We start from the raw sequence: 21908 nt of genomic DNA, 5'->3' as shown, positions 1-21908 counted from the left end.
TTCGTTTGTTTTTAACTTTTACTATCTTGATGTAACATATCCTTGTTTTGGTATACTAACATATTATTAACAGTTAAAATAAATTATGAATTTATCCATAGAGACCCTTAGTAAGACCTATTCTAATGGAGTAAAAGCTTTAGATGGCGTAAACTTAGAAATTAAGCCCGGGATGTTTGGTTTACTGGGACCAAATGGTGCTGGCAAGTCTTCTTTAATGCGGACAATTGCGACACTTCAGAAACCCGACAGTGGCCGTATTACTTTTGGTGATATTGATGTACTCAAAAATCAGCTCGATTTGCGGAAAGTTTTGGGTTATTTGCCACAGGAATTTGGTGTTTATCCCAATCTCTCTGCATCAGATCTGCTGCAATATTTTGCAAAGCTTAAAGGAATTAAATCGAAAGCCGATCGGGATGCCATTATCAACCGTGTTCTTGAGGTTACCAATCTTTGGGACGTACGCAATAAAAGCGTAAGTGGTTACTCGGGCGGGATGAAGCAACGTTTTGGTATTGCGCAATTGTTGCTGAATGATCCCAAGTTAATCATTGTAGATGAACCGACTGCAGGGCTTGACCCCGCGGAAAGACATCGCTTTTTGAACGTTCTACGAGAAATAGGTACAGATCATACCGTCATTTTTTCTACGCATATTGTGGATGATGTGCGTGAACTGTGTCATGAGTTGGCCATTTTGAATGGGGGAAAGATTCTTTTGAGAGGCACTCCTAAAGAATCCATCGATCAATTGGATGGTAAAATCTGGGTACGTATCATCAGTCGGGATCAACTGGATGAGTATACACAAAAATATAACGTTATTTCAACCAATTACAATCAGGACAACACACTCAATATTCGGGTGTACAGCGATGTGCGTCCCGATGAATCATTTGTGAACGCTCAAGGCCAATTGGAGGATGTCTATTTTGTAGCGCTAAAAAATGATCAACGCCATGTTTAAAGCCATCTTTCATTTTGAGTTTGCGCGTTGGTTTAAGAGTTCTGCCGTCTACATCTATATGGCACTCTTCTTTGCGCTTTCGTTGTTTATTATGCTGTCTTCGCTCGGTATTTTTGATGGTATAACGGCAACGACTTCGTCCAACACCATTATGAACTCTCCATGGGCGATTAATGGTATGGTTAATGGCATGTCGACTATTATCTATTTTTTGATACCGTCCATCGTTGGAGCCTGCGTCTACCGGGATTTTCAATACCAGGTGCATACGATACTTTTCAGTTACCCTTTCTCAAAAACGGACTATCTACTCGGTAAATTCTTTGGATCAGTAGCTGTTGTATTGGTTATTGTATTTGCTTCAACCTTGGGTATTATCGTCGCACAATTCGTGCCGGGTATCAATCAATCCTTATTGGGACCAATTCATGTTTGGGCATATTTACAGACCTATCTTGTACAGGTTATCCCAAATCTCATTATTTTTAGTGCAATTATCTTTGTGCTGGTAACATTGACACGAAACGTATACGTTGGTTTTGTCGCGGTGTTGATCCTTATTATTCTTCAGGTGCTGGTTCAGAATCTGGCGAACAATATGGACAATCGTTTTGTGGGGGCATTGATAGATCCTTTTGGGGATAGTGCCATCTCATACTATACCCAATACTGGTCTCCAGATGAGAAGAATGTCAATAATCTTCCCTTTACCGGAGCTGTTATTTATAACCGGTTAATATGGCTCGCTGTCGCAGCCTTATTCATTGGCGGATTTTATATGTTGTTTTCTTTTTCACAACATTCGATTTCCTTTAAATCATCGAAAAAAGGAGCCCGTTTAACCAAAAATAACTTTGATAGTATCTTCAAAATCAATCTGCCTAAAGTAAACTATGATTTTTCGACCTTTCATTATTTGAAAACGACATGGACAATGGCACGGTACGACTATCGCTATATCGTCAAAAATCCGGTGTTTTTAATATTGACTTTGGTAGGAGTATTGTTCATTATCTTGATGGCAAGCACCATTGGCTCGATATTCGGAACGTCGACTTATCCGGTGACCTGGAAAATGCTGATGATCCCGGGGACTACGTTTAAGTTTTTCCTGCTGATCCTGACGTTTCTTTTTACGGGACTTCTTGTCCACCGCGGCAGCATTACGCGGATGGGAGGATTGTTGGATACAACAGCGACGCCCAACTGGGCTTTTATGGGGTCGAAGATTATCGCAATTCTTTTGATGCAATTGACTTTGCTGGCCGTTGTGATTGCGACCTGCATGGGGTTTCAGGTGTACCATCACTATTATAATTTTGAAATTGGACAATATGTGATGCATCTGATGGTGTATGGTATGTTGTCAAATTTGGTATGGCTATTTATTTCACTTTTTGTACATACGCTTTTCAAAAATTACCTGGCTGGATTTTTTGTGTTATTGACCCTCTTTATTGGATTACCCTTTTTATCCATGGTCGGTGTAGAACAGGAGATCTATCAGTTTAATCAGGGACAGATCTGGATTACTCGGATATGGATGGATTCGGCTATGTTCTTCCGTTTTTAACGTATCGGGTTTATTGGCTGCTTTTTGCGGTGTTTTTTGCTGTCATCGCCCTGCTGTTATGGCGAAGAGGTGGTTTTTCGGGAGTTAGGGAGCGTTGGGGTATTTTTAAGGCGAATTTGGGACCGGTAACAACGGCGCTGCTCATTTTTGCCTTTGCGGGCTTTATTGGCATCGGTGCTGCAATATATTACGAAAACCACATTAAAAATCCATATTATACCAGTTTAGATCATGAAAAACAAGCTGTAGAATGGGAAAAGAAATATAAGAAGTATCAGTACAGGCCGCAGCCCCGTGTCGTGGATATTAAGTTTAATCTGGATATTTTTCCCGATACGCGAAGTTTTAAAGCGCATGCGGACTATGTATTGAAAAACAAGACCAATATGCCTATTGATTCTATTTTTGTCAATTACAATAATTACGATTATATATTTTCTTTAAGTGTACCAAATAAATTGATTTCTGCCGACGATAAATATAATTTCAATATTTATAAACTCGAGAAGCCTATGGCTCCGGGCGATTCTATTGTGTTGAAATTTAGTACTGTTAGTCCGGCCAATACCTGGATAAATGAAAAGTCGCCTGTGAAGGGCAATGGTACGTTTATCAACAATATGCTTTTCCCGAATATAGGCTATCTTGACCGTGGCGAGTTGGTAGACAATGATGTCCGCAAAAAATATGGACTTCCGTATCGTGATAGAATGGCTCCGCAGACTGACAAAAGGGCCCTGCAGAATAACTATATATCCAACGATGCCGATTGGATCCGTTTTGAAGCTACAGTAAGTACGGCCAAGAATCAGTTGGCTATTGCTCCGGGCTATCTCACAAAACAATGGGAGAAAGATGGTCGTAAGTACTATCAATATAAAATGGATTCGGAAATCCTGAACTTTTTTGCATTTAATTCGGCCGAATATGAAGTCAAAAAAGATAAGTGGAACGGGGTAAATTTGGAGATTTATTACCATAAGGGGCATACCTATAACCTCGATCGGATGATGGCTTCCAGTAAGGCTTCTTTGGCTTACTATACGAAAGAATACAGTGCTTACCCGCATCGACAATTGCGTATTATTGAATTTCCGCGCACAGCGGGAACTTTCGCGCAGTCCTTTGCAAATACAATTCCTTTTTCTGAAGCGATCGGTTTTATTGCTGATGTCAATGAGAAGAAAGAAGATGCGGTCGATTATCCCTACGCGGTAACAGCCCATGAGATTGCACATCAGTGGTGGGCACATCAAGTGGTAGGAGCCAATGTGCAAGGGGCTACATTGATGTCCGAAAGTATGTCTGAATATTCATCGCTCAAGGTTTTGGAAAAAAGATATGGTAAAGGGCAGATGCGTAAGTTTCTCAAAGATGCGCTCGATGGCTATTTGCAAGGACGAAGTGCCGAAAAACTAGGTGAAAAGCCGTTGATGTATAATGAAAATCAAATGTACATCCATTACCAAAAGGGATCCCTGGTGCTTTATGCCTTGAGCGATTATCTGGGCGAGGATCTTTTTAACAGGACAGCCCAATCTTATTTACAACGTACAGCGTTTCAAAACCCACCATATACAACTTCATCAGAGTTTGTGGATAGTTTTAGACAGGCGACTCCTGACTCATTACGTTACCTGATTAAAGATATGTTTGAAACGATCACCCTGTATAACAATAAAATAGAAAAAGTAAGTTCAAAGAAACTTAAGGATGGTAAATACCAGGTTGATATCCAATTTGAAGTGTCCAAGTACCGCGTAGATGGCAATGGGAAAAAGAGTTACAATGACGAAGGTGGGCAGCCGCTGTCCTTTAAGAAATCAGATCGTGTGACTCTGAAATCATTGCCATTGGCAGACTATATCGAGGTAGGTGTTTTCTCGGATAAGAAAAGCAAAGACGGTAATAAACGTCAGGAGCTTTATCTAAAAAAGCATAAAATCGATCGAATCAACAATACGATGACGCTGATTGTTGATCAAAAACCCGAACAGGTAGGTATAGATCCTTACAATAAACTGATCGATATTGAATCGGACGATAATCGAAAGGAAATATAAGGAGAGCCCGGTAAAAAAATCCCCATCATGCGATGGGGATTTTTTTATGGCTTTGTGCTGCCTTCGTTTTTTACGCTGTTCATTTAAAGCGATAAGCACATGTTATTTTAAGAAGACTAGGTTGACACCTTATTTATCTTCGTATTAATGCTGGATTTCTCTTTTTATTTATTTTGGTTTATTCGGGCAATTTTGGCATCGCTATACGCTGTTGTGTACTGCTACTGATAGCCCCTAGAAATTTAAGCACAGCATTAATTTCTTCATTTGTGAGGTTCAGCTTTTTCAGCTTCGCCGAATGAATGGGTTTGGTTTTAGGATCTATCGTAACGCTACGCTGTATCGGTTCAGGATTACCGAGATTATAAAGTTGTACGACGTCCAGTAATGTTGGAAAATTACCATGGTGCATCCAAGGTCCTGTAAGGGTGATTTCCCGTAAAGAGGGCGTTCGAAATGCACCTATATCTTCCTGCTTGCCACTGATATGGTAATGTCCAAAGTCCTGCTGCCTGGTACCATATAATGTTTGACCATCATTATGGAACTGATTATCTGAAAATAACGGTGTATTGTGGCAGTTGATGCAGCGTGCTTTAGTCCGAAAAAGATGAAGCCCCCAGACCTCGTCATCCGTCATGGCATCTTTATTTCCTTTAATAAAGCGGTCAAATTTGCTGTTGTAGCTACGAATGCCGCGCTCAAAAGTTGCAATAGCCTGTTGAATGCGCGAGATACTGATCGTACTGTCTCCAAAGGCTGATTTGAACAAAGGCCTGTAACCGGCTATTGCCTGAATATGACGTACAGCTACTTCGGGAGCGGTGTTCATCTCAACGCTATCGGTCAATGGGAATAATACCTGGGCTTCCAAGGAGGGAGATCGTCCATCCCAAAAGAAAGTATGGTAGTATCCAACATTATACAAGGTCATTGCATTTCGCTTTCCTACCCGTCGATTGTGCCCATTTGCTAAGCTTTTGCCATCGCCCCAGCCCAGCTGCGGATCGTGGCAGCTTGCGCAGGCCAGCTGTTTGGTCGCTGAAAGTCTGGGATCGAAAAACAATAATTTTCCCAGCGCTGACTTTTCCTTGGAAAAGGGATTGTCCAAAGGGTATTCTACATCGGGCAGTGATCCGATATCCACAAAATTTGTTTTTACATCATCATCTAGGTGGGGAGTCGGCCATTGCCTGCTGTCGCCGGAAGCATACAATCTGCGCCATAGCGCAATATCAGGAATATCCTGATCCTGCACAAAAGCCAGCAAGATCAAGACGACTCCCAATAAACCAAATACAAGTACTCTTCGTATCATTCGTTGTTTATAGTTCTAACGCTTTGGTACTCAGTTTGTATTTACGGATTATCTTATTTGCTCCTCCGATCGCAGACTCGTTAAAATTCACTTCCAAGTCGATTACACCTTCATTTAGATCATAGGTTCCCGAGCCACTGATACCAACCTCAAAGAACTCCATATCTTTCCGTTCTTCTGCGGATTCGGTTTTCTTATAGATTTTGACCTGTTGTTCTTTTACAGTCACTTTACCAATTTTATTATTATTCTCATCTGGTAGAAATTGCAATACCTGATCGACATTTATACCAGCCGTTTTGATATTTGTTGAGCCGATTTTATCGCTGTAAAGCGTGACCATCTGGAAAAGGTTTACCCCGCTATCTGTCACAAAAGGATTGGTAAAGCCCATATAGGTTGGGTCTGTTGAAGATACCGTTGGATAGTGGGACCGGATACGTTTGCCCCATGTTTGTGTGACATCATCGAAGCGATAGATATATAGTTCGAAATAAGCATCTGTACTGGTAAATGCAGCTACGGCATTATTATCTGGTTTAGGGACATACTCGGGCTCAGGAGTCACGGTACTGTCCTTGCTACAGGACATGGTAAAAAATAAGATGCTGAAAATAGTGACGAGCTTGGATAACTTAAGGATTGCTTTTAAACTGTTCATGTGTTGTTTTATTAATTTGTGTTTTATTGAGTGATTAATAGCCGGGATTCTGTCTCATCAGTGAATTGGAGAGTACAGACTGTTGTGGAATAGGCAGTACCATATGATCATTTGGATAAGTGACATTACAGTTTGCACCAGTACAGTCATTGCGCATAACGGATTGACCTCTACGCATCAGATCCAGGTATAAGAAGCCTTCAAGACAGAGCTCACGACGACGTTCGTCAAGGATCTCCTTGATCAGCAGGTCTTTTGTGTTGAAAAGATAAGCGCCGAGCTGCGGATTCCCACGTAGTCTGATGACATTTAGGTCTGAAATAGCTTCATTAGCATAGCCAAGTTCAGCTGCCGCTTCGGCATGAATCAAATATATTTCGGAAAGACGGATCAACTTGACGCTTGTTACTGCAGTTTGTATAGTTGGATATTTAAATATTCCACCCTGAGCACGCACATCATTTTGCCCATACAAATGGAGTAGATCCTGACTTGGTCCAAACTGATAGTAGGAGTTGCCTGAATCATTGACATAATAACTACCGATTGAGTTACTGGAATAATTGCTCGGCACAGCCAATTCGAATATAGATTCTTTGGTGTTGGCCTGTTTCCAACTGTCGATATACTCAGCATTGGTATATAGCGAATAGTTCGCTTTGAGCAGTTCGGCACTTAGCTGGTAAGCTTTTTCCCAGTCGTTGCGATTTAATGCTAATCGGGCTTGGAGTGCTTTACTTGCCTGTAAGCTCATATATATTTTGGCATTGCCTTCAAATATAGCTTTGCTATTGGCAAATAAAGAATCAGCGAGGGACAGATCAGCTTGTATAAATTGATATACATCTGCCACTGTGGAGCGTGCAATCTGTGCCTCATTGGGTACAATTGTTGTTTTGGCCAATATGATGCCCGGATGTGAAGCATCTTCGGTGTAACGATAAGGCTGCGCATATAACTGCACAAGATCGAAATGAACCAATGCCCGCAGACCATAGGCCTGGGCCATTACGTTATTGCGTTCGAGTTCACTGACATTCTGCATCGCTGGGACACGCTTTATGATATTATTGATTGCATTGAGTAGCGTATACTGATAACTGTATAGACTGTTCATAGAACCATTTTCGGCATCTGTCTCAAAGGAATAAACATCCGAAAGTGTCGTTTTGCTCGCTACGGTAAACGTTAAGTTTCCGCCAAGCAGGTCTGGGTAAACCATACGCAAGCCATTGTAGTAAGTTGACTGAAATAGGTCTTCGTAAACTCCCGCCAAAGCCGATTTAGCACCCTGCATATCTGAAAAAAGCAGGTCGACCGATACTTTGTTTTCCGGTTCTTTATCTAAAAATTTTGAACAGCCCGTTGTGCCCAAAGTGACAAGAAAAGCAATACTTAGCGTCTTTATGTTCATAGCTCAAATTATTAAAGGATTAAAGTGTGGTGCGTAGGCCAATCGAAAAATTACGTGTCTCGGGATAGACAAACCTATACTCGCGGATACCGTTTCTGCCAGCGGGGCTTTTGTCTTTGAACCAGTAAAGTACATTTGTAACATTGAAGCTCAAAGCTGTCTGCCCTATGCCGATGCGCTTGGTCAATCGATCTGCCAGGCGATAGCTTAAGGATACGTTGCTCAGCTTGAGATAAGTCATGCTGTACAAATAGCGGGAGGAATTGTTGAGTGGTGAGCTTGAATTAAGTTTGGGGATTGCAGTGATATCGCCCGCATTCTGCCAACGATCCAGTAGGTTGACCGACATATTGGAGTTTGCCAGATTATTGCCATCCCGTAAGTAGGTTGTCGATGCAAACTTGTTGCCACCAAGGTTATACTGTATATTGAAGGTGAACTGAAAACCCTTCCAGCCCAGATTGTTGATGATACTTCCTTGAAAATCAGGCATCGAATTGCCTAGTAATTGGTAAGCGTTTTGACCCATTGCCCGTATTTCAGTCCGATTTAACAGCTCTCCATCTGGGGTATAGAATTGTTCCACTCCGGTGCTTGGATCTACACCGCCCCATTTGATACCCCAGAGCGAAGTTGAACTGTATCCCACACGCTGACCTATACCTACATTATCGGAGGAGTTTGCTGCATATTGTTCAATGAGTGGATTATTAAAGGAGGTCACCTTATTTCTATTCCAACCACCGATAAGGGTACTGTTCCAGGTTATCTTAGACTGTTTAAGCCATTGATAGGCAATGCTTAAATCGAGCCCTTGATTGTACATATTGCCCGAATTGACTGGCATTTTGCCATATCCTGTTTCTAATGGCACACTGATGTCTGTAATGAGATTGCGGATATTATTCCGGTAAAGGTCTAATACAAGACGCAATCTATTGAAGGCATTCAAGTCAAAACCGAAGTTGAATTTGATATTCGTTTCCCAACCTAGATCTGGATTTTCGGCAGCAGAAGAAGAGGGAGTTGCACTCATTTGCCCACCATAGGTCACGTTGTTTAAATCATAAAGCCCTCTGGAAGCATATGATCCGATCCGCGAATTCCCTGTGGTTCCGAAGCTGGCTCGAAGACGTAAGAAATCAATTGCTGCAACGGGTTGCATGAATTTTTCGTTGCTGATATTCCAGCCTAATCCAAGCGCTCCATTGAGTGCGACCTGTTTGTCGCCACCAAACATGGACGACTGATCTGCACGGCCACTCAGAGAAGCATAAAATCGCTTGTCATAGTCGTAATTCATCTGTACATAGTTGGATACTGTCGCATCCGAGATTTTAGAGGAAGACGACTGTGTCGAACTTGCGAGGCCGAGTGAGATGACCCTATCGTAAGTAAAGCCGGTACCTTGGCCCACTAATAATTTGCTGTATTGATCTTTTAGTTCTATCCCCGCAATACCAACAAAACGATGCCCGTTTTGCCATTTTGGGCTATAGGTTAACTGTAACATGGAGGTCCAGCTGTACGTCGTGCGATCGTTGATTCGGAGGCGCCCATCTTTAGCTGTGGAAGCACCGGCTATGCCTGAAAGAAAAGTTTCCTGCTTGGATTGCAGCATATTCCCGCCGATAGCTCCGCGCAGGCTTAAAAAGGGTAACAGTGCATATTGCAGTTCAATCCGTGCAGTCCCTGTAAAAGCCAAGGCTTTATCTGTATATTCAGCCAGCGCTGCGACAGGATTCACGAGCCCTAAGAAGGTACTGTAAGTTCCGTCTTCCTTGTAGGGATTTATATTGGGAGGCATGTAAGCAGCATTTGCAAATTGGTCGAGCCCCTCACGCTGCATCAGTGTCGGCGATATAGTCGTGGTCATTTGCAGTTTATCACTAAACTGATTGTAATAACGCATGGAGCTTGTGTATTGCTTCAGTCCATTTCCCGGACTGGCATTTTGTTGATTGCGGTAGCCCATAGAGAGGTAATACGTATCGTTACCTTTTCCGCCCGAAAGTGATAGATTTACATTATCATAGCGTGCATTGCGTGAAGTCAGTCCAAACCAATCTGTATCAATGGTATTGCTACCCGCCAGACGCGTTGCTTCACTCTCGGTTTTGCCCGTATTGATATGGAACTCCCGTAGTAGCTCATAGTATTGCGGCCCGGAGAGCAATTTCATCCGATTGATAAATGTGGATACACCGGTATTGTATGACGCTGTCAACTGCGGTTTGCCGCTCCGCCCAGACTTGGTGGTGATTAAAATCACACCGTTTGCTGCATTAGCACCATAGATTGCGGTTGCGGCAGCATCCTTAAGTACCGAAATGGATTCAATATCTAACGGATTGATTCCTGCAATTGGGTTCAGCAATGTTTCGCCATTAAAAAGCGAACTGGCGTCGCCAATCTCCTGTTCTTGGACAACGACACCATCCACCACGTACAAAGGCTGCGATGAGGTTGATCGTCCAGTATTGCTTGTCAGGTTTGTCAATGTTCCCTGTCCTCGGATATGGAGCTTAACGGATGTGCCCAAGGAAGTGCTGGGTTCGACATATAATCCCGGTACCAATCCTTCCAACATCTTATCGACACTCTCTATAGGGCGATCGGCCTGTAAATCCTTTGCGCTGACGGTATAGACACTTCCGATCATCTCTTCGCGCAGTTTAGGCGCTTCGTAAGTACTGCTGACGAATACTTCTTCAAGCTGTTGATCTAAAGGTGACAGATTGATCTGCTGTACAGCGGTATCCACCTTGAAGTCGTAATTCTGATAACCTAAGTAACGTACGCCTATTCCCTCGCCGCGATTTTCGGCTGCTGTCAGTATGCGATATCGCCCTAAACTATCGGTGAAATAGGTTTTGTTTTCTTTGCGTAGCATAATAGTCGCACCGGCCATAGGTAAGCCTGTTTTGGCATCTTTCACTACACCTCTTAATTGTATGGGTTTTGGCGCCTTGCTGACGGCTATCAGATTTGAATGTTTAATCCGCTGAAAGCGCAACTGAAGCGTTGAAGCAAGTCTCGACAAATACGTATCGATATTCTCTTTTGCTGTCGGAAGTGGAACGCGTCGCTGCAGTCCGATGGATGCATCGTAGGAAAAATGTACAGCATGTTGCTGCGTCAGTAATTGAAAAGCAGTTTCCAAACTCCCTTGGTTGGAAGCATTTTGAGCTGAAACAGCGCCAGCGAATAATAGAAAAAAAGTATTCAATAAACAGGTTCGTCTTACTGTTTTTTTAATAAAGCACATAGGTATCTGTTGCTATTTTTTTTGATGACAATTCTTTTGAAAAACAAATCGCGGCGAGTGCGGTCTCAACAGGCAGCTTCTCAAAATGCCCGCTATACCGCCATCGTGCATTTGGTTTGCTGAGAGAGATGTGGATACCATAATATTGCTCCATTTTTCGCGCGACTTCAGCAAAAGAAGCATTTTGAAAATGCAAAATACCTTCTGCAAAATTATTGATCTCTGTTGGCGTAAATTTATCGAGATGGATCTCCTGATTTGTGACATACCCCTGTTGTCCTGGACTGAGTAGGGCTTGTTTGTTGTTTAATTGGTTGGTCAATTTAATTTTTCCAGAAAACAAACTGACTCTGGTATTTTTAGTGTCAGCTTGTTCTACCAAAAACTGTGTTCCTAATACTGTTACCAAGGTATTGCCTGTTTTTACAGCAAATGTGCGATCAGGCTTTTTTGCAATGTTAAAGCGTGCATCGCCATCTAGCAGGACATACATTGTATCCTTACGGAAATGTTTGGGGTATTTTAGTTTACTACCACCCATCAACGTAATCTGGCTGCCATCAGTTAGATTGACTTTAACCATTTTGCCATTTTGGGCGACGACACTGAGCCATTGTTCAGCGGAAACTGTATTTACAGCTAAAGTACGCTGAGGTGAGTCTTTGTAGAAAAACTGACGGAATGTAAATGTTCCTATGAGCAGGATTGATGCTGCGGCGATCCAGCGCCATCTCGTTGTCAGTCTTCGAGTTTTTGTAGGCACTTTGCTTTCGAGTGTCGCAAATAGTTTGTCTTTTTCAACTTGATATTCCGTTTCGGTGATATGCATTTTTAGGGTATCGAGCATCTTTCGCGCGTCTGCAACAAGATCCAATTTATCCGGATTTTCTGCGATCCATGTATCCCAAAAATGAATTTCCTGTTTATTTGCGGTTCCATTATGATAAGACACAAAACTCTCGTCACTGAGCAAATCAACGCTGTCGTTATAAATTTTTTTCATGTATATGTGAAGGTAGAGGGAGCAATTCCGTTTTTTTACCGGATTATTTTTATTTTTTTTCTTTTAAAATCTTAACAGATTCATATACAATGTTATAGATTGTACGCTGACTATTGCCTGTTTTGGAAGCGATCTGTTCATAAGACATATTTTGAAAAAACCTAAGGTCAATCACCTGTCTTTGTTTAGGTGTGAGTGATTCCAATGCTTTTGATAGACGCGCAGTGGTTTCGTTTACGGTTTCCTGTTGTATGAGTAAAGCTTCATGTGAAGGTGTATTATCATTGGGCTGATAATTTCCTGAATTTAATTTTTCATTCAATACGCGATGGTCATTCAGTACACGGCGTAGCCATGTCATTAAATAAGACTTGATATTATCAACATCGGGCAGACGGTCACGTTTTTCCCATAGTTCTAAGAAAAGATGTTGTATACCGTCTTTTACGGCCTCGCGCGAATATCCCAACATAACGCCATAAGCGAAAAGCTCTCGATATACTAAGTCATATAAGGATTCAAAAGCTTCAGAAGAACCTTTTAATGTAGCTGTCCAATATTGTTTCATGGTAAGAATGGCGCAAATCTACATTTTTATTTAGAATAATTACAAATAAGATTTTTGTTTGTATTTTTTTGAATAAATATTTCTAGAAAATGAAGGAATAGATTGGCATCTGCTATATGATTTGGCCTGTTTATTTCGTCAGATTTTTTGTACTGTTCTTAAATTGTTGACATATAGATGGCTATTTTTTTTCTTTAGCAATCATAAGGTGTGGTTACTTTTTTAATTGCTACATTATGCTCAAAAAAGAGAAGGGATTCCCTAGGTCAATTTCCTTAATAAACATGGATGTCTAAGAAACAAAAAAGTCGCTTTTCTATATAGAAAAGCGACTTTTTTGTTCTGTGCTCCCACCTGGGCTCGAACCAGGGACCAAAAGATTATGAGTCTTCTACTCTAACCGACTGAGCTATAGGAGCAGGTCTTTTGTTTTGTCAATTTAAACAGCTGTTGTGCCGTTTTGACGATGCAATTATCGATATTTGTATCGATATTTCAAAATAATTCGATGGAAAAAATTAAAAATATTGTTCTTGATTATGGGAATGTGATCTTTATGATCGACTTTGTAAAATTGAAAGATGCTTTTACTCAGTTAGGTATAGAAAATGTTGATGCCGTATTTGGACATCATGGTCAAAGTGCACTTTTTGATAATTTTGATAAAGGAAAAATTGATTCGACGCAATTTCGTGAGGGGATAAGAGAATTAACCCAAAACCCAGCACTGACGGATGCACAGATTGATACAGCCTGGAACAGTTTACTGATCGGTGTACCACAGGGTAATCATGAGATTTTAATCCAGTTGAAAGATCGATACCGTACCTTTTTGTTAAGTAACAACAATGCAATTCATTATGCTTATTGTATGAATGATATTCATGAGAAATATGGTGTTGCCGACAATGAAGGTTTTTTTGAAAAGACCTATTACTCCCATTTAGTAGGGATGCGCAAACCGGATGCGGAGATTTTTGAATTGGTTATGCAAGAGCAACAATTGGATCCGGCGGAGACTTTATTTATTGATGACAGCCCTCAACATCTGGCGACAGCAAAGCAATTGGGTTGGCATACGGCATTGTGTACGAAGGAGAAACCGCTAAGAATTTTGTTGGAAGAATTCGAATTGTTATAAAAAATAATTTTGTTTTCCTTTTTAAAAATAAATAGCTTACCTTTGTCCCACTTTAAATTTAAAAGCGGCGAAAGGAGGTATATATAACGCATGATTATCGTAAATGTAAAAGAAGGAGAATCTTTAGATAGAGCATTGAAACGTTTCAAAAAGAAATTCGAAAAAACTGGAGTTTTAAGAGAGTTGCGTTCACGTCAAGCTTACGAAAAGAGATCTGTAACTCGTCGCATTCAAGTGAAAAAAGCGATTTACAAACAATCTTTGAATCAAGATGTAGCTAACTAATTGATTCGCTGATAATTTTAAAATATAAAGGGAAAAGCATTGCTTTTCCCTTTTTTTTGTGCTTTTAAGTTTGTAATTTAAGCTATATAGCAAGGGAAAATATGTTGGAAAAGGAGTTTATTCGGTTTTTGCAGATTGAAAAAAGGTATTCAGAACATACGGTTATTGCCTATAAGCATGAGCTGGAGATGTTTCAGTCTTTTTTGGATCGTGAGGGACTGACCGTGCCGGATATCGTATACCGTGATTTACGCCATTATTTCGCGCAAATGGTAGAGTCCGGAAAAAATGCGAGTTCGGTCAACCGGAGTATGTCCTCCATGCGAACTTATTTTAAATTTTTGCAAAGAGAAGAGTGTATCGCGAAAAATCCCATGACACTCATTAAAGCGTTAAAAACTGCTAAAAAACTACCTGTAGTCGTTGAAAAGGAAAAGCTGGTGCGTTTATTGGATCAGATGGGACAGGAGCAGGATGGATTTGAATCCTGTCGCGATTATATGGTTATGGAATTGTTGTTCGGTACCGGGATTCGTTTGGCCGAATTGTTGAAAATTAAGGAGCAGGATATCGATTTTTTTAATAAAAATATTCTTATATTAGGTAAAAGGAACAAAGAACGCTTGGTTCCGATCAATAATCTTTTATTGAAAGAATTGAAAAACTATTTGCAACAAAAGGCGACGCAATTTGTTGATACTAATAACAGCTTACTAATCGTTACGAAAGAAGGAAAGCCGGCATATGCCAAGCTGATCTATGATATTGTACATCGGCAATTGACGCTGATTTCTACTCAAGGTAAGAGAAGTCCTCATATTTTGAGACATACTTTCGCAACGGCCCTGTTGGACAATGGGGCGGATTTAAATGCAATTAAAGAGCTGCTGGGGCATGCGGGGCTTGCGGCAACACAAGTGTACACGCATAACTCAGCAGAACGATTGAAGTCAATTTATAAACAAGCTCATCCAAAAGCTTAAAAAAAGGAGGAAAAATGAACATTACTGTGCAATCCATTCGATTTACTGCTGATCAAAAGCTAATCGAGTTTATCAAAAAGAAAACAGGAAAATTGGAGCAGTTTTTGGATTCCATTATTGGTGGCGAATGCTACCTGCGATTGGAAAATGTCGATGATGAGGCAAATAAAATTTCAGAAATTAAATTAAATATCCCGGGAAGCCAGCTTTTTGCGAAAGGGCAAGCGAAAAGCTTTGAGGAGGCGACAGATATTGCTGTGGAATCCTTGCGTAGACAGATTAATAAACATAAAACAAAGACAAAAAATACAGTTATCAATGGACGTAATGAAGTTCTTACCCTAGAGGAAGAAGAAGAGGAAGAATACGATTAATAACTATTAAAATATAGATGTAAATGTAGGAGGTCAGTTATAAAAACTGGCCTCTTTTTTTGTACCGCTCTAATCGTAATTGGCCAGTAAGAATCTTACGTGGATTTTCGGGGCTGTTGATCCATGTGAAATCATGAAGTATTTATTTCCATTACTCGCTGAAAGGCTTATTTATATTAAATCAAAATAATCTTCTGTTTTACTTGGATTGATTATAAATAATATTTATTTTTGATCGATTTAAATGATAAGAGAAATAGAAATGTCAAAATTGGTTTGTCCGTTAGCAAATGTTGAGGAAGTTTTTTCAACCACAGCAGGTACAGTTTATCAATGTAGCCGCAAAAATTGTTTCTGGTTGGAATATAATAATGAAACAACTTCTTTCTCGGTATCGGATTTTTTGAAGTTTAAGAAGCGTATCGATGCGATTGATGTTGAGCACATGCTTCACGACACAACACGTTCATCGGATTTTGAAGTCATTATGCCTTTCCGTACCGAAAGGTGTTTCATCTTAGCTGTAGAGGATGTCCTTCAATTGCGCGAATTGTTAGATGGCGCTAAATTTATGATGGAATTGAATAGCGTAGTCAGAACTTGTTTGCAGGTTTCGCCATTTGCAGTTTTTGCATAAGGCTATACATAATAAAAGAACTGAAAAAAGCGGTGTACGTCTGTGATGTACACCGCTTTTTGTTTGGAAAGACCTTATTTAATTTTAATTTAAATAAGTGTCAATGAGGTCGTCCTCTGGTTTTATTGACATTCAATGATTTTTAGGCCTTTAAGCCACTTATTGTTTTAATTTATCGCTTATTGAAAGTATCAATATTACGTATTTGTAATTGTATTGATTCTAAACAAGTTGCGGTTTTCATGTCTAATTTAGACTGAATTTGTATTGCATATTCTTGATACAGATTTTGAAGATCTACTGTATCTTTGTAATGTAATCAGGTGATAATGTGTTTCACCTGTTGATGTTTTAGAAATTAAACTTAAGGTAAATATGAAAGATTTATTGAAATTAAAATCTTCTTTGAAAGAAGAGATCGAAAATATATTGAATGCACAAATTAAAGTTGAAGCTCATTCTTCAGCCTTATATTTGGCAATGTCTTCATGGTGTGATGATCAAGGTTTGGAAAATGCTTCAGAATTTTTTGCGAAGCAATCCAACGAAGAGCGTGAGCACATGTTGAAGCTTTTCAATTATATCAACAACCGCGGTGGTCGTGCAATTTCTCCGGAAGTTACAGGTATCCCTCAAGATTTTGAATCGTTCCGTGGCGTTTTTGAACAAACATTGGAACAAGAGATGTTTGTTACTGAACAGTTCAACAACATCGCCGATAAATGTGCTAAAGCGAAGGATTATGTTACTTTTAATTTTGTACAATGGTTCTTGGAAGAGCAAGTAGAAGAGGAGTTTGTTGCAAGACGTATCCTTGAGTTGTTCGATGTGATTGGTGAAGACGGTACTGGTCGTTGGGAAATTGACAAACACCTCGTTAAGGTTGCCTTTGCGGGTGAATAATAAATTGTAAAAAATAGTGTAAAAAACGAGCTGTTGAGAAAACAGCTCGTTTTTTTATATACAAAATCACAACTTTTTACGTTAATAGCTTAAGAATTCTTATATTGAATTGTATTATTGCAAAGTCTATTTGATGGAACTAAGGGGCGGGAATATTATCCGGTTAGTACTTTTTTTAGCTATAACGAACTTGTTTTTTTTACCCAAAAGCGCTTTAGGGCAGGTGTCAAAAAAAGAAGTTTATGGAATTGTTGTAGATACTGCAGGAAGGCCCTTAAATGGCGTCAGTGTTCATCTGACGAGTTCTCGCGATACCTTGTTCTCATCCACTTCCGCAACAGGTTATTTTCATTTTAGTCGTGTACTCGGTAATGATATTCGTATTAGCTGTAGCCAGCTGGGCTTAAGTATATTGGAGCGTAGTTATCCGTTATATAATAGCACGACAGCTAAATTGGATGTCGGAAAATTGACCATGTTTCCCCATGTATCTCTTTTAAAAGAAGTTGTTGTACTGAAATATAAACCCATTGTATATAAGCAGGATACTGTTCAATTTAACCTAGATGCCTTTCAATTTGATCGTCGGGCACTCTTAGAAGAGGCTCTTAAAGCATTGCCCAATATACAGGTCTCCCGTGATGGTTCTGTCTATGCCTTCGGTAAGCCCATATCCTCTGTTAAGGTGGATGGAAAAAAATTCTTTGGTGGCGATGTGCTCACTGCTACACGTAACCTTCCTGCAGATTTTGTGAAAAGTGTACAGGTTATTGATTTTTATGGTGATGAGGCGACCGCAAAAGGAATTAAAAGTGCAGAATCTGAGAAAGTCCTGAATATCGTGCTCAAAGATGATAAGAAGAAAATTACTTTTGGTCAAGCCACGCTTGGCGGTGGTTCGGTAGATCGTTATTTGGGGAGTGCTGGGCTGAATCGTTTCAATGACGGTAAAGAGTACTCTGTTATCGCATCGGTGAATAATACGAATACCAATCTCTTTTCTTTCGGCTCTCCCAATGGAGGGGAGCGGGAACGGGAAATGGGCGAGCTAGCCGACTTTGCGGATCCAACGGATGGGGTCAATAAAATCGGATCTGTCGGGGGGAGTTTCTCTAGTCCACTTTCTAAAACGGTAACAGCAAGCGGTAAATATTCCTTTACGCAGCGCAATAATTATATCCAGGGAAATTCCTTATTACAATCGATATATGGATACGGCAAAGCAGCGAATAATTTGATTAGTAATTATGAAGACTACAAGATAAAATCAATCGATCGTATACATAAAATGGACTGGGATTTTGATATGAAGCTGTCGCCCAAAGATCAGCTTAAAATATCACCCAAACTATCTTGGACCAATTCGACCAGCAATACGTTAAAAGATAGAAGGATTCAAAATAATCGGTTGAGCAGTACGGGAAACTATGGCGCGGCCAATAGTACAGAAAGTCCTGCAGCGGCTTTAGATCTTTTTTACGTGCGAAGTTTTACTAAACCGGGGCGGAAAGTACTTTATACATTGCATACGGATTTTAATTCCCTGGATAAAGATGAGGAAGTGCGCGATTTTAATAGAGCGATCGACAGTAGCACGAATGTGCCAAAAATAACAGAGACTTATCTGAATCAAATGGTCCGTTCCAGCAATGAAAATAAAAATATCCAAAGTCGGTTGTCGTTGGTGGAGCCTGTTGATTTAGGTGGTACCTTGGAGATTAATTACGATTTCGACTATACCAAAATTGATGCTCGCCGCTCCACTTTTGATAATAACAATAATTTTAACAACGGCCCCATACTGGTAGACTCCCTTAGTTTGAAGTACGACTATTCCTTTGCTAGCAATAAAGTCGGCATGATTTATCGGCAAGATTTAAGCGAGAAAGTGAAAGTGAACTTCGGTTTTGCTGTTCAGCCTTCCGAATTAACGGGAAGTTCAACGGACAAACTGATAAAAACCTCCTATTCAAATGTTAACCTCGTGCCTTCTGCTGGATTGAAATGGAAGTTTACCAAAGAAGAGGATCTTTCCATGGACTATTATGGACGTAATAACCAGCCTAGCTTCTATCAGATACAGCCTGTGGTGGATAATACCAACACACAAAATATTGTGATCGGAAATAAGGATTTGAAATCCGAATTTGCACATAGTATTGTTTCAAAGTATCGGAAGTCCATTACACGAAGAGGGCAATATTTAGAAGCGAGTCTGGCTTTTAATTTGGTAAATGACAAGATTGTAGCAAACCGGACAATTGAACCTAATTCAACGATACAGAAAACGACCTATCGCAATACAGAAGGTTATTATGATATTAAAAGCTATTATTTGTTTACAGCTTCTTTATTGTCGGATAATTTGCAGATGAGCTTGAATGGTAATGCAGATTATTACAACAATATTTCCTATGTCAATGATAAAAAGAGCTTTGGTGGACACTTTTTGTTTACGCAGGCTCTTCAATTCCGCTATACCTGGAGTGATATCTTTGAAGCCGAATTAAATGGAAACTATTCTTTAAACAGGGCGACATTTGACTGGCCTGTACAAGACAATATCACGGCACATTCAGGGATTGTTGGGTTGGGATCTAAAGCTTATTTAGGGAAACATTTTACCATGGGACTTGAGCTTTCTCAAAAATTTAATGCGGGTTATTCGAGCTCATGGAACAATATTAATCCGACGATAATCAATGCCTATATGGAATATACTTTTGGAAGGAATAACTTGGGGATGTTGAGATTTCAGGGATTCGATCTGATGAATCAGAATACTGGTATTTCACGTGCCGTGGTGGGAAATGATATTTTAGATGTTCGGAACAATCGCCTGGCTCGTTATTTTATGCTTTCGCTCAATATAAGATTACAGAAATACCCGAAAAAATCATGATGAAAGCCGTCATTATTACTGAACCGGGGGGACCGGAAGTTTTGGAAGTCCGTGATGTGGAGATGCCGCAGATCGGTGAACTTGAAGTTTTGGTGGAAGTAAAGGCTGCAGGAGTGAATAGACCTGATGTCTTTCAGCGTAAAGGTAACTATCCGGCACCAGCCGGTGTAGATGGGCGAATACCGGGATTGGAAATAGCAGGGATTGTAGTCGCTAAAGGTAAGGATGTGGTCGATTGGGCTATTGGTGATCGTGTATGTGCGCTTGTTGCCGGTGGTGGCTATGCTTCCTATGCGAAAGTCTATCAGGGACATTGTTTACCTATTCCCGACCATTTGGGTTTTGCGGAGGCAGCCTCGCTGCCCGAGAGCGTTTTTACAGTCTGGGACAATGTCTTTCGAAGGGGTAAGTTGCAGGCCGACGATCATTTTTTAGTGCACGGTGGTGCTGGAGGGATTGGTAGTACGGCCATTCAGTTAGCGACCTTGTTTGGTGCGGTAGTATATACGACAGTCAGCTCATCTGAAAAGGCTAGCTTTTGTAAATCATTGGGAGCCAGTAAAACAATAAATTATAAAACGGAGGATTTTCTGGAGGCGCTGAAGCCTTTGGGAGTTGATGTTATTTTAGATAGTATTGGCGGATCATATTTTGAGAAAAATATCAATCTATTGAACCCTGATGGTCGATTGGTTTACATTAATGCGATGGAAAGCGCAAGAGTCGAGTTAAACTTGCTCAAATTAATGCAGAAACGGATTGTTCTAACGGGAAGTACGCTGCGGGCGAGAGACCGTGAATTTAAGCAAGTGCTACGGGATGATATCTGGTCTCAAGTATGGCCGAAGCTCAGCGTTGGCGATTTCAAACCTACCTTATACCGCGTGCTTCCTTTTGCGGAGGCTGCTGAAGCCCATCGATTGATGGAAGATTCAAGCTTATTGGGTAAAATTGTCTTAAGTTTTTGATCGCTGAAAGCTGAGCGGTGTAGTGCCAGTTACATTTTTGAAGTATTTATGGAAGCTCGAAAAGTTTTGAAAACCTGATTCAAAGCAGATCTGCTTCACCGTCTGTTTGTTTTCTATTAATAAATTGCAGGCTGTCTTCACACGCATTTCGATCAGAAACTGAAAGAGTGTTTTTCCGATTTGTGATTTGAAATAGCGGCAGAAAGAATTGGGCGTCATTCCCGTTAGGGAAGCAAGTTCCTGCAGCCGTATCTGGTCGCGATAATTTTCACCGATATATTGCATGGCAATCTGCATTCGGTTGGCGTCCTGATCTTGCAGCTGGATGGTAAAAGTGGGGCTCGTTAACAGATCATGTTGTTCTTCGGCCGAAATAAATTGTAAGATTTCTAATAAATGAATAATACGTGTGGTACCTGTTGCTGCCAAGATAGCGTCAATTAATTGCACAGTTTTTAGTCGGCTGCTCTCCAATAATGAAATGCCTCTTTTGGATACGCGTATAAGGTCTTTGATGGATTTATTTTCAGGTAAATTAATGAAATCATTTCCCCAAAAGTTTTCCTTAAAATGAATTACACGAATATCTGCGCTTTCTGCTCCTTCCTCTTGAAGATAAATTTCGTCAAATAACCAATAGTGAGGCAGGTTTGAACCAACAAGGGTAATATCGCCTGATTCAAAGCGCCGGACACTATCGCCAATAAATTGGGTGCCTGAGCCTTTGGCAAAATAAATTAATTCCAGTTCTTCATGGTAATGCCAAAGATTATGGTATTGGGGCGTATTGTCTCTTCTCGCGTTGAACGAATGCTCAAGATTGCTATTTAAATGAAGCAGCTGTGCTTTCATAATTATGAAATATATGCAGTAAAGT

18 protein-coding genes and 1 tRNA gene are annotated in these 21908 nt (G+C 40.4%); 11 read left to right on the top strand and 8 right to left on the bottom strand.

The annotated features are described in order from the left end of the window. Positions 1-85 precede the first annotated feature (85 nt). Genes BV902_RS22955 through BV902_RS27850 form a run of 3 tightly spaced genes read left to right on the top strand, consistent with a single transcriptional unit; the run spans position 86 to position 4606 of the window. Complete coding sequence (locus BV902_RS22955) at positions 86-970, top strand: ABC transporter ATP-binding protein (protein ID WP_075993939.1); 885 nt, start codon at positions 86-88, stop codon at positions 968-970. Then, positions 963-2543 carry an ABC transporter permease gene (locus BV902_RS27855; protein ID WP_216640400.1) on the top strand — a complete coding sequence of 527 codons (1581 nt, stop codon included), beginning with the start codon at positions 963-965 and terminating at the stop codon, positions 2541-2543. Before BV902_RS22955 ends, BV902_RS27855 begins: the two co-directional genes overlap by 8 nt. After that, positions 2510-4606 (top strand): M1 family metallopeptidase, encoded by a 2097-nt coding sequence (locus BV902_RS27850; protein WP_216640399.1) that lies wholly within the window; start codon positions 2510-2512, stop codon positions 4604-4606. The genes BV902_RS27855 and BV902_RS27850 overlap by 34 nt, the downstream gene beginning before the upstream one ends. Before the next feature lie 178 nt (positions 4607-4784). On the opposite strand, the gene BV902_RS22945 is transcribed toward BV902_RS27850, so the two are convergent. From BV902_RS22945 to BV902_RS22915, 7 genes are all read right to left on the bottom strand, one after another. After that, positions 4785-5924, bottom strand: a complete 1140-nt coding sequence (locus BV902_RS22945; protein WP_088162727.1) for a cytochrome-c peroxidase — start codon at positions 5922-5924, stop codon at positions 4785-4787. A 7-nt stretch (positions 5925-5931) separates the two neighbouring features. Next, the gene (locus BV902_RS22940; protein ID WP_157626201.1) at positions 5932-6585 is read right to left on the bottom strand and encodes a hypothetical protein; all 654 of its coding nucleotides are present in this window, start codon (positions 6583-6585) and stop codon (positions 5932-5934) included. A gap of 34 nt (positions 6586-6619) precedes the next feature. Next, complete coding sequence (locus BV902_RS22935; protein WP_075993937.1) at positions 6620-7999, bottom strand: RagB/SusD family nutrient uptake outer membrane protein; 1380 nt, start codon at positions 7997-7999, stop codon at positions 6620-6622. A 19-nt stretch (positions 8000-8018) separates the two neighbouring features. After that, entirely contained in the window at positions 8019-11228 is a 3210-nt protein-coding gene (locus tag BV902_RS22930) for a SusC/RagA family TonB-linked outer membrane protein (RefSeq protein WP_172840734.1), read from the bottom strand. A 25-nt stretch (positions 11229-11253) separates the two neighbouring features. Then, positions 11254-12270, bottom strand: a complete 1017-nt coding sequence (locus BV902_RS22925) for a FecR family protein (protein ID WP_075993935.1) — start codon at positions 12268-12270, stop codon at positions 11254-11256. Positions 12271-12319: 49 nt separating this feature from the next. Further along, positions 12320-12838: an RNA polymerase sigma factor gene (locus tag BV902_RS22920; RefSeq protein ID WP_075993934.1), complete on the bottom strand. Its 519-nt coding sequence runs from the start codon at positions 12836-12838 to the stop codon at positions 12320-12322. 345 nt (positions 12839-13183) lie between these two features. Beyond that, a tRNA-Ile gene (locus BV902_RS22915) sits at positions 13184-13257 on the bottom strand. An 89-nt stretch (positions 13258-13346) separates the two neighbouring features. Here BV902_RS22915 and BV902_RS22910 point away from each other — a divergent pair. The 8 genes from BV902_RS22910 to BV902_RS22875 all read left to right on the top strand — a co-directional run bounded on the left by BV902_RS22910 (position 13347) and on the right by BV902_RS22875 (position 21031). Next, a complete protein-coding gene (locus BV902_RS22910) occupies positions 13347-13979 on the top strand; it encodes an HAD family hydrolase (RefSeq protein WP_172840733.1) in 633 nt (210 codons plus the stop codon). Positions 13980-14069: 90 nt separating this feature from the next. After that, the gene (gene rpsU / locus BV902_RS22905) at positions 14070-14264 is read left to right on the top strand and encodes a 30S ribosomal protein S21 (RefSeq protein ID WP_046672133.1); all 195 of its coding nucleotides are present in this window, start codon (positions 14070-14072) and stop codon (positions 14262-14264) included. A gap of 101 nt (positions 14265-14365) precedes the next feature. Continuing rightward, positions 14366-15247: a tyrosine-type recombinase/integrase gene (locus BV902_RS22900; protein ID WP_075993932.1), complete on the top strand. Its 882-nt coding sequence runs from the start codon at positions 14366-14368 to the stop codon at positions 15245-15247. A 14-nt stretch (positions 15248-15261) separates the two neighbouring features. Further along, positions 15262-15621 (top strand): ribosome hibernation-promoting factor, HPF/YfiA family, encoded by a 360-nt coding sequence (gene hpf, locus BV902_RS22895; RefSeq protein ID WP_070563758.1) that lies wholly within the window; start codon positions 15262-15264, stop codon positions 15619-15621. Positions 15622-15865: 244 nt separating this feature from the next. Further along, complete coding sequence (locus BV902_RS22890; protein WP_232475596.1) at positions 15866-16258, top strand: DUF6686 family protein; 393 nt, start codon at positions 15866-15868, stop codon at positions 16256-16258. Between the two features lie 375 nt (positions 16259-16633). Then, positions 16634-17161, top strand: a complete 528-nt coding sequence (locus BV902_RS22885; RefSeq protein ID WP_075993930.1) for a ferritin — start codon at positions 16634-16636, stop codon at positions 17159-17161. 223 nt (positions 17162-17384) lie between these two features. Next, entirely contained in the window at positions 17385-20063 is a 2679-nt protein-coding gene (locus BV902_RS22880) for a TonB-dependent receptor (protein ID WP_232475595.1), read from the top strand. Continuing rightward, positions 20060-21031 (top strand): NAD(P)H-quinone oxidoreductase, encoded by a 972-nt coding sequence (locus BV902_RS22875; protein ID WP_312352184.1) that lies wholly within the window; start codon positions 20060-20062, stop codon positions 21029-21031. The genes BV902_RS22880 and BV902_RS22875 overlap by 4 nt, the downstream gene beginning before the upstream one ends. Here BV902_RS22875 and BV902_RS22870 read toward each other — a convergent pair. After that, entirely contained in the window at positions 21020-21883 is an 864-nt protein-coding gene (locus BV902_RS22870) for an AraC family transcriptional regulator (RefSeq protein ID WP_075993929.1), read from the bottom strand. The genes BV902_RS22875 and BV902_RS22870 overlap by 12 nt on opposite strands. Positions 21884-21908 lie beyond the last annotated feature (25 nt).

This window comes from Sphingobacterium sp. B29 (assembly GCF_001952815.1).
In the GTDB taxonomy this organism is placed as follows: domain Bacteria; phylum Bacteroidota; class Bacteroidia; order Sphingobacteriales; family Sphingobacteriaceae; genus Sphingobacterium; species Sphingobacterium siyangense.
The sequence above is the reverse complement of the archived record's forward strand: the minus strand, read 5'-3'. Positions and strand labels throughout refer to the sequence as shown.

What these genes read in the sequence shown, in the direction of transcription:
- BV902_RS22875 (WP_312352184.1), top strand. Translation starts at nt 20,060, where the DNA reads ATGATGAAAGCCGTCATTATTACTGAACCGGGGGGACCGGAAGTTTTG.
- BV902_RS22910 (WP_172840733.1), top strand. Translation starts at nt 13,347, where the DNA reads ATGGAAAAAATTAAAAATATTGTTCTTGATTATGGGAATGTGATCTTT.
- BV902_RS22955 (WP_075993939.1), top strand. Translation starts at nt 86, where the DNA reads ATGAATTTATCCATAGAGACCCTTAGTAAGACCTATTCTAATGGAGTA.
- BV902_RS27855 (WP_216640400.1), top strand. Translation starts at nt 963, where the DNA reads ATGTTTAAAGCCATCTTTCATTTTGAGTTTGCGCGTTGGTTTAAGAGT.
- BV902_RS22925 (WP_075993935.1), bottom strand. Translation starts at nt 12,270, where the DNA reads ATGAAAAAAATTTATAACGACAGCGTTGATTTGCTCAGTGACGAGAGT.
- BV902_RS22870 (WP_075993929.1), bottom strand. Translation starts at nt 21,883, where the DNA reads ATGAAAGCACAGCTGCTTCATTTAAATAGCAATCTTGAGCATTCGTTC.
- BV902_RS22890 (WP_232475596.1), top strand. Translation starts at nt 15,866, where the DNA reads ATGATAAGAGAAATAGAAATGTCAAAATTGGTTTGTCCGTTAGCAAAT.
- BV902_RS22940 (WP_157626201.1), bottom strand. Translation starts at nt 6,585, where the DNA reads ATGAACAGTTTAAAAGCAATCCTTAAGTTATCCAAGCTCGTCACTATT.
- BV902_RS27850 (WP_216640399.1), top strand. Translation starts at nt 2,510, where the DNA reads ATGGATGGATTCGGCTATGTTCTTCCGTTTTTAACGTATCGGGTTTAT.
- BV902_RS22945 (WP_088162727.1), bottom strand. Translation starts at nt 5,924, where the DNA reads ATGATACGAAGAGTACTTGTATTTGGTTTATTGGGAGTCGTCTTGATC.
- rpsU (WP_046672133.1), top strand. Translation starts at nt 14,070, where the DNA reads ATGATTATCGTAAATGTAAAAGAAGGAGAATCTTTAGATAGAGCATTG.
- BV902_RS22920 (WP_075993934.1), bottom strand. Translation starts at nt 12,838, where the DNA reads ATGAAACAATATTGGACAGCTACATTAAAAGGTTCTTCTGAAGCTTTT.
- BV902_RS22885 (WP_075993930.1), top strand. Translation starts at nt 16,634, where the DNA reads ATGAAAGATTTATTGAAATTAAAATCTTCTTTGAAAGAAGAGATCGAA.
- BV902_RS22935 (WP_075993937.1), bottom strand. Translation starts at nt 7,999, where the DNA reads ATGAACATAAAGACGCTAAGTATTGCTTTTCTTGTCACTTTGGGCACA.
- hpf (WP_070563758.1), top strand. Translation starts at nt 15,262, where the DNA reads ATGAACATTACTGTGCAATCCATTCGATTTACTGCTGATCAAAAGCTA.
- BV902_RS22900 (WP_075993932.1), top strand. Translation starts at nt 14,366, where the DNA reads ATGTTGGAAAAGGAGTTTATTCGGTTTTTGCAGATTGAAAAAAGGTAT.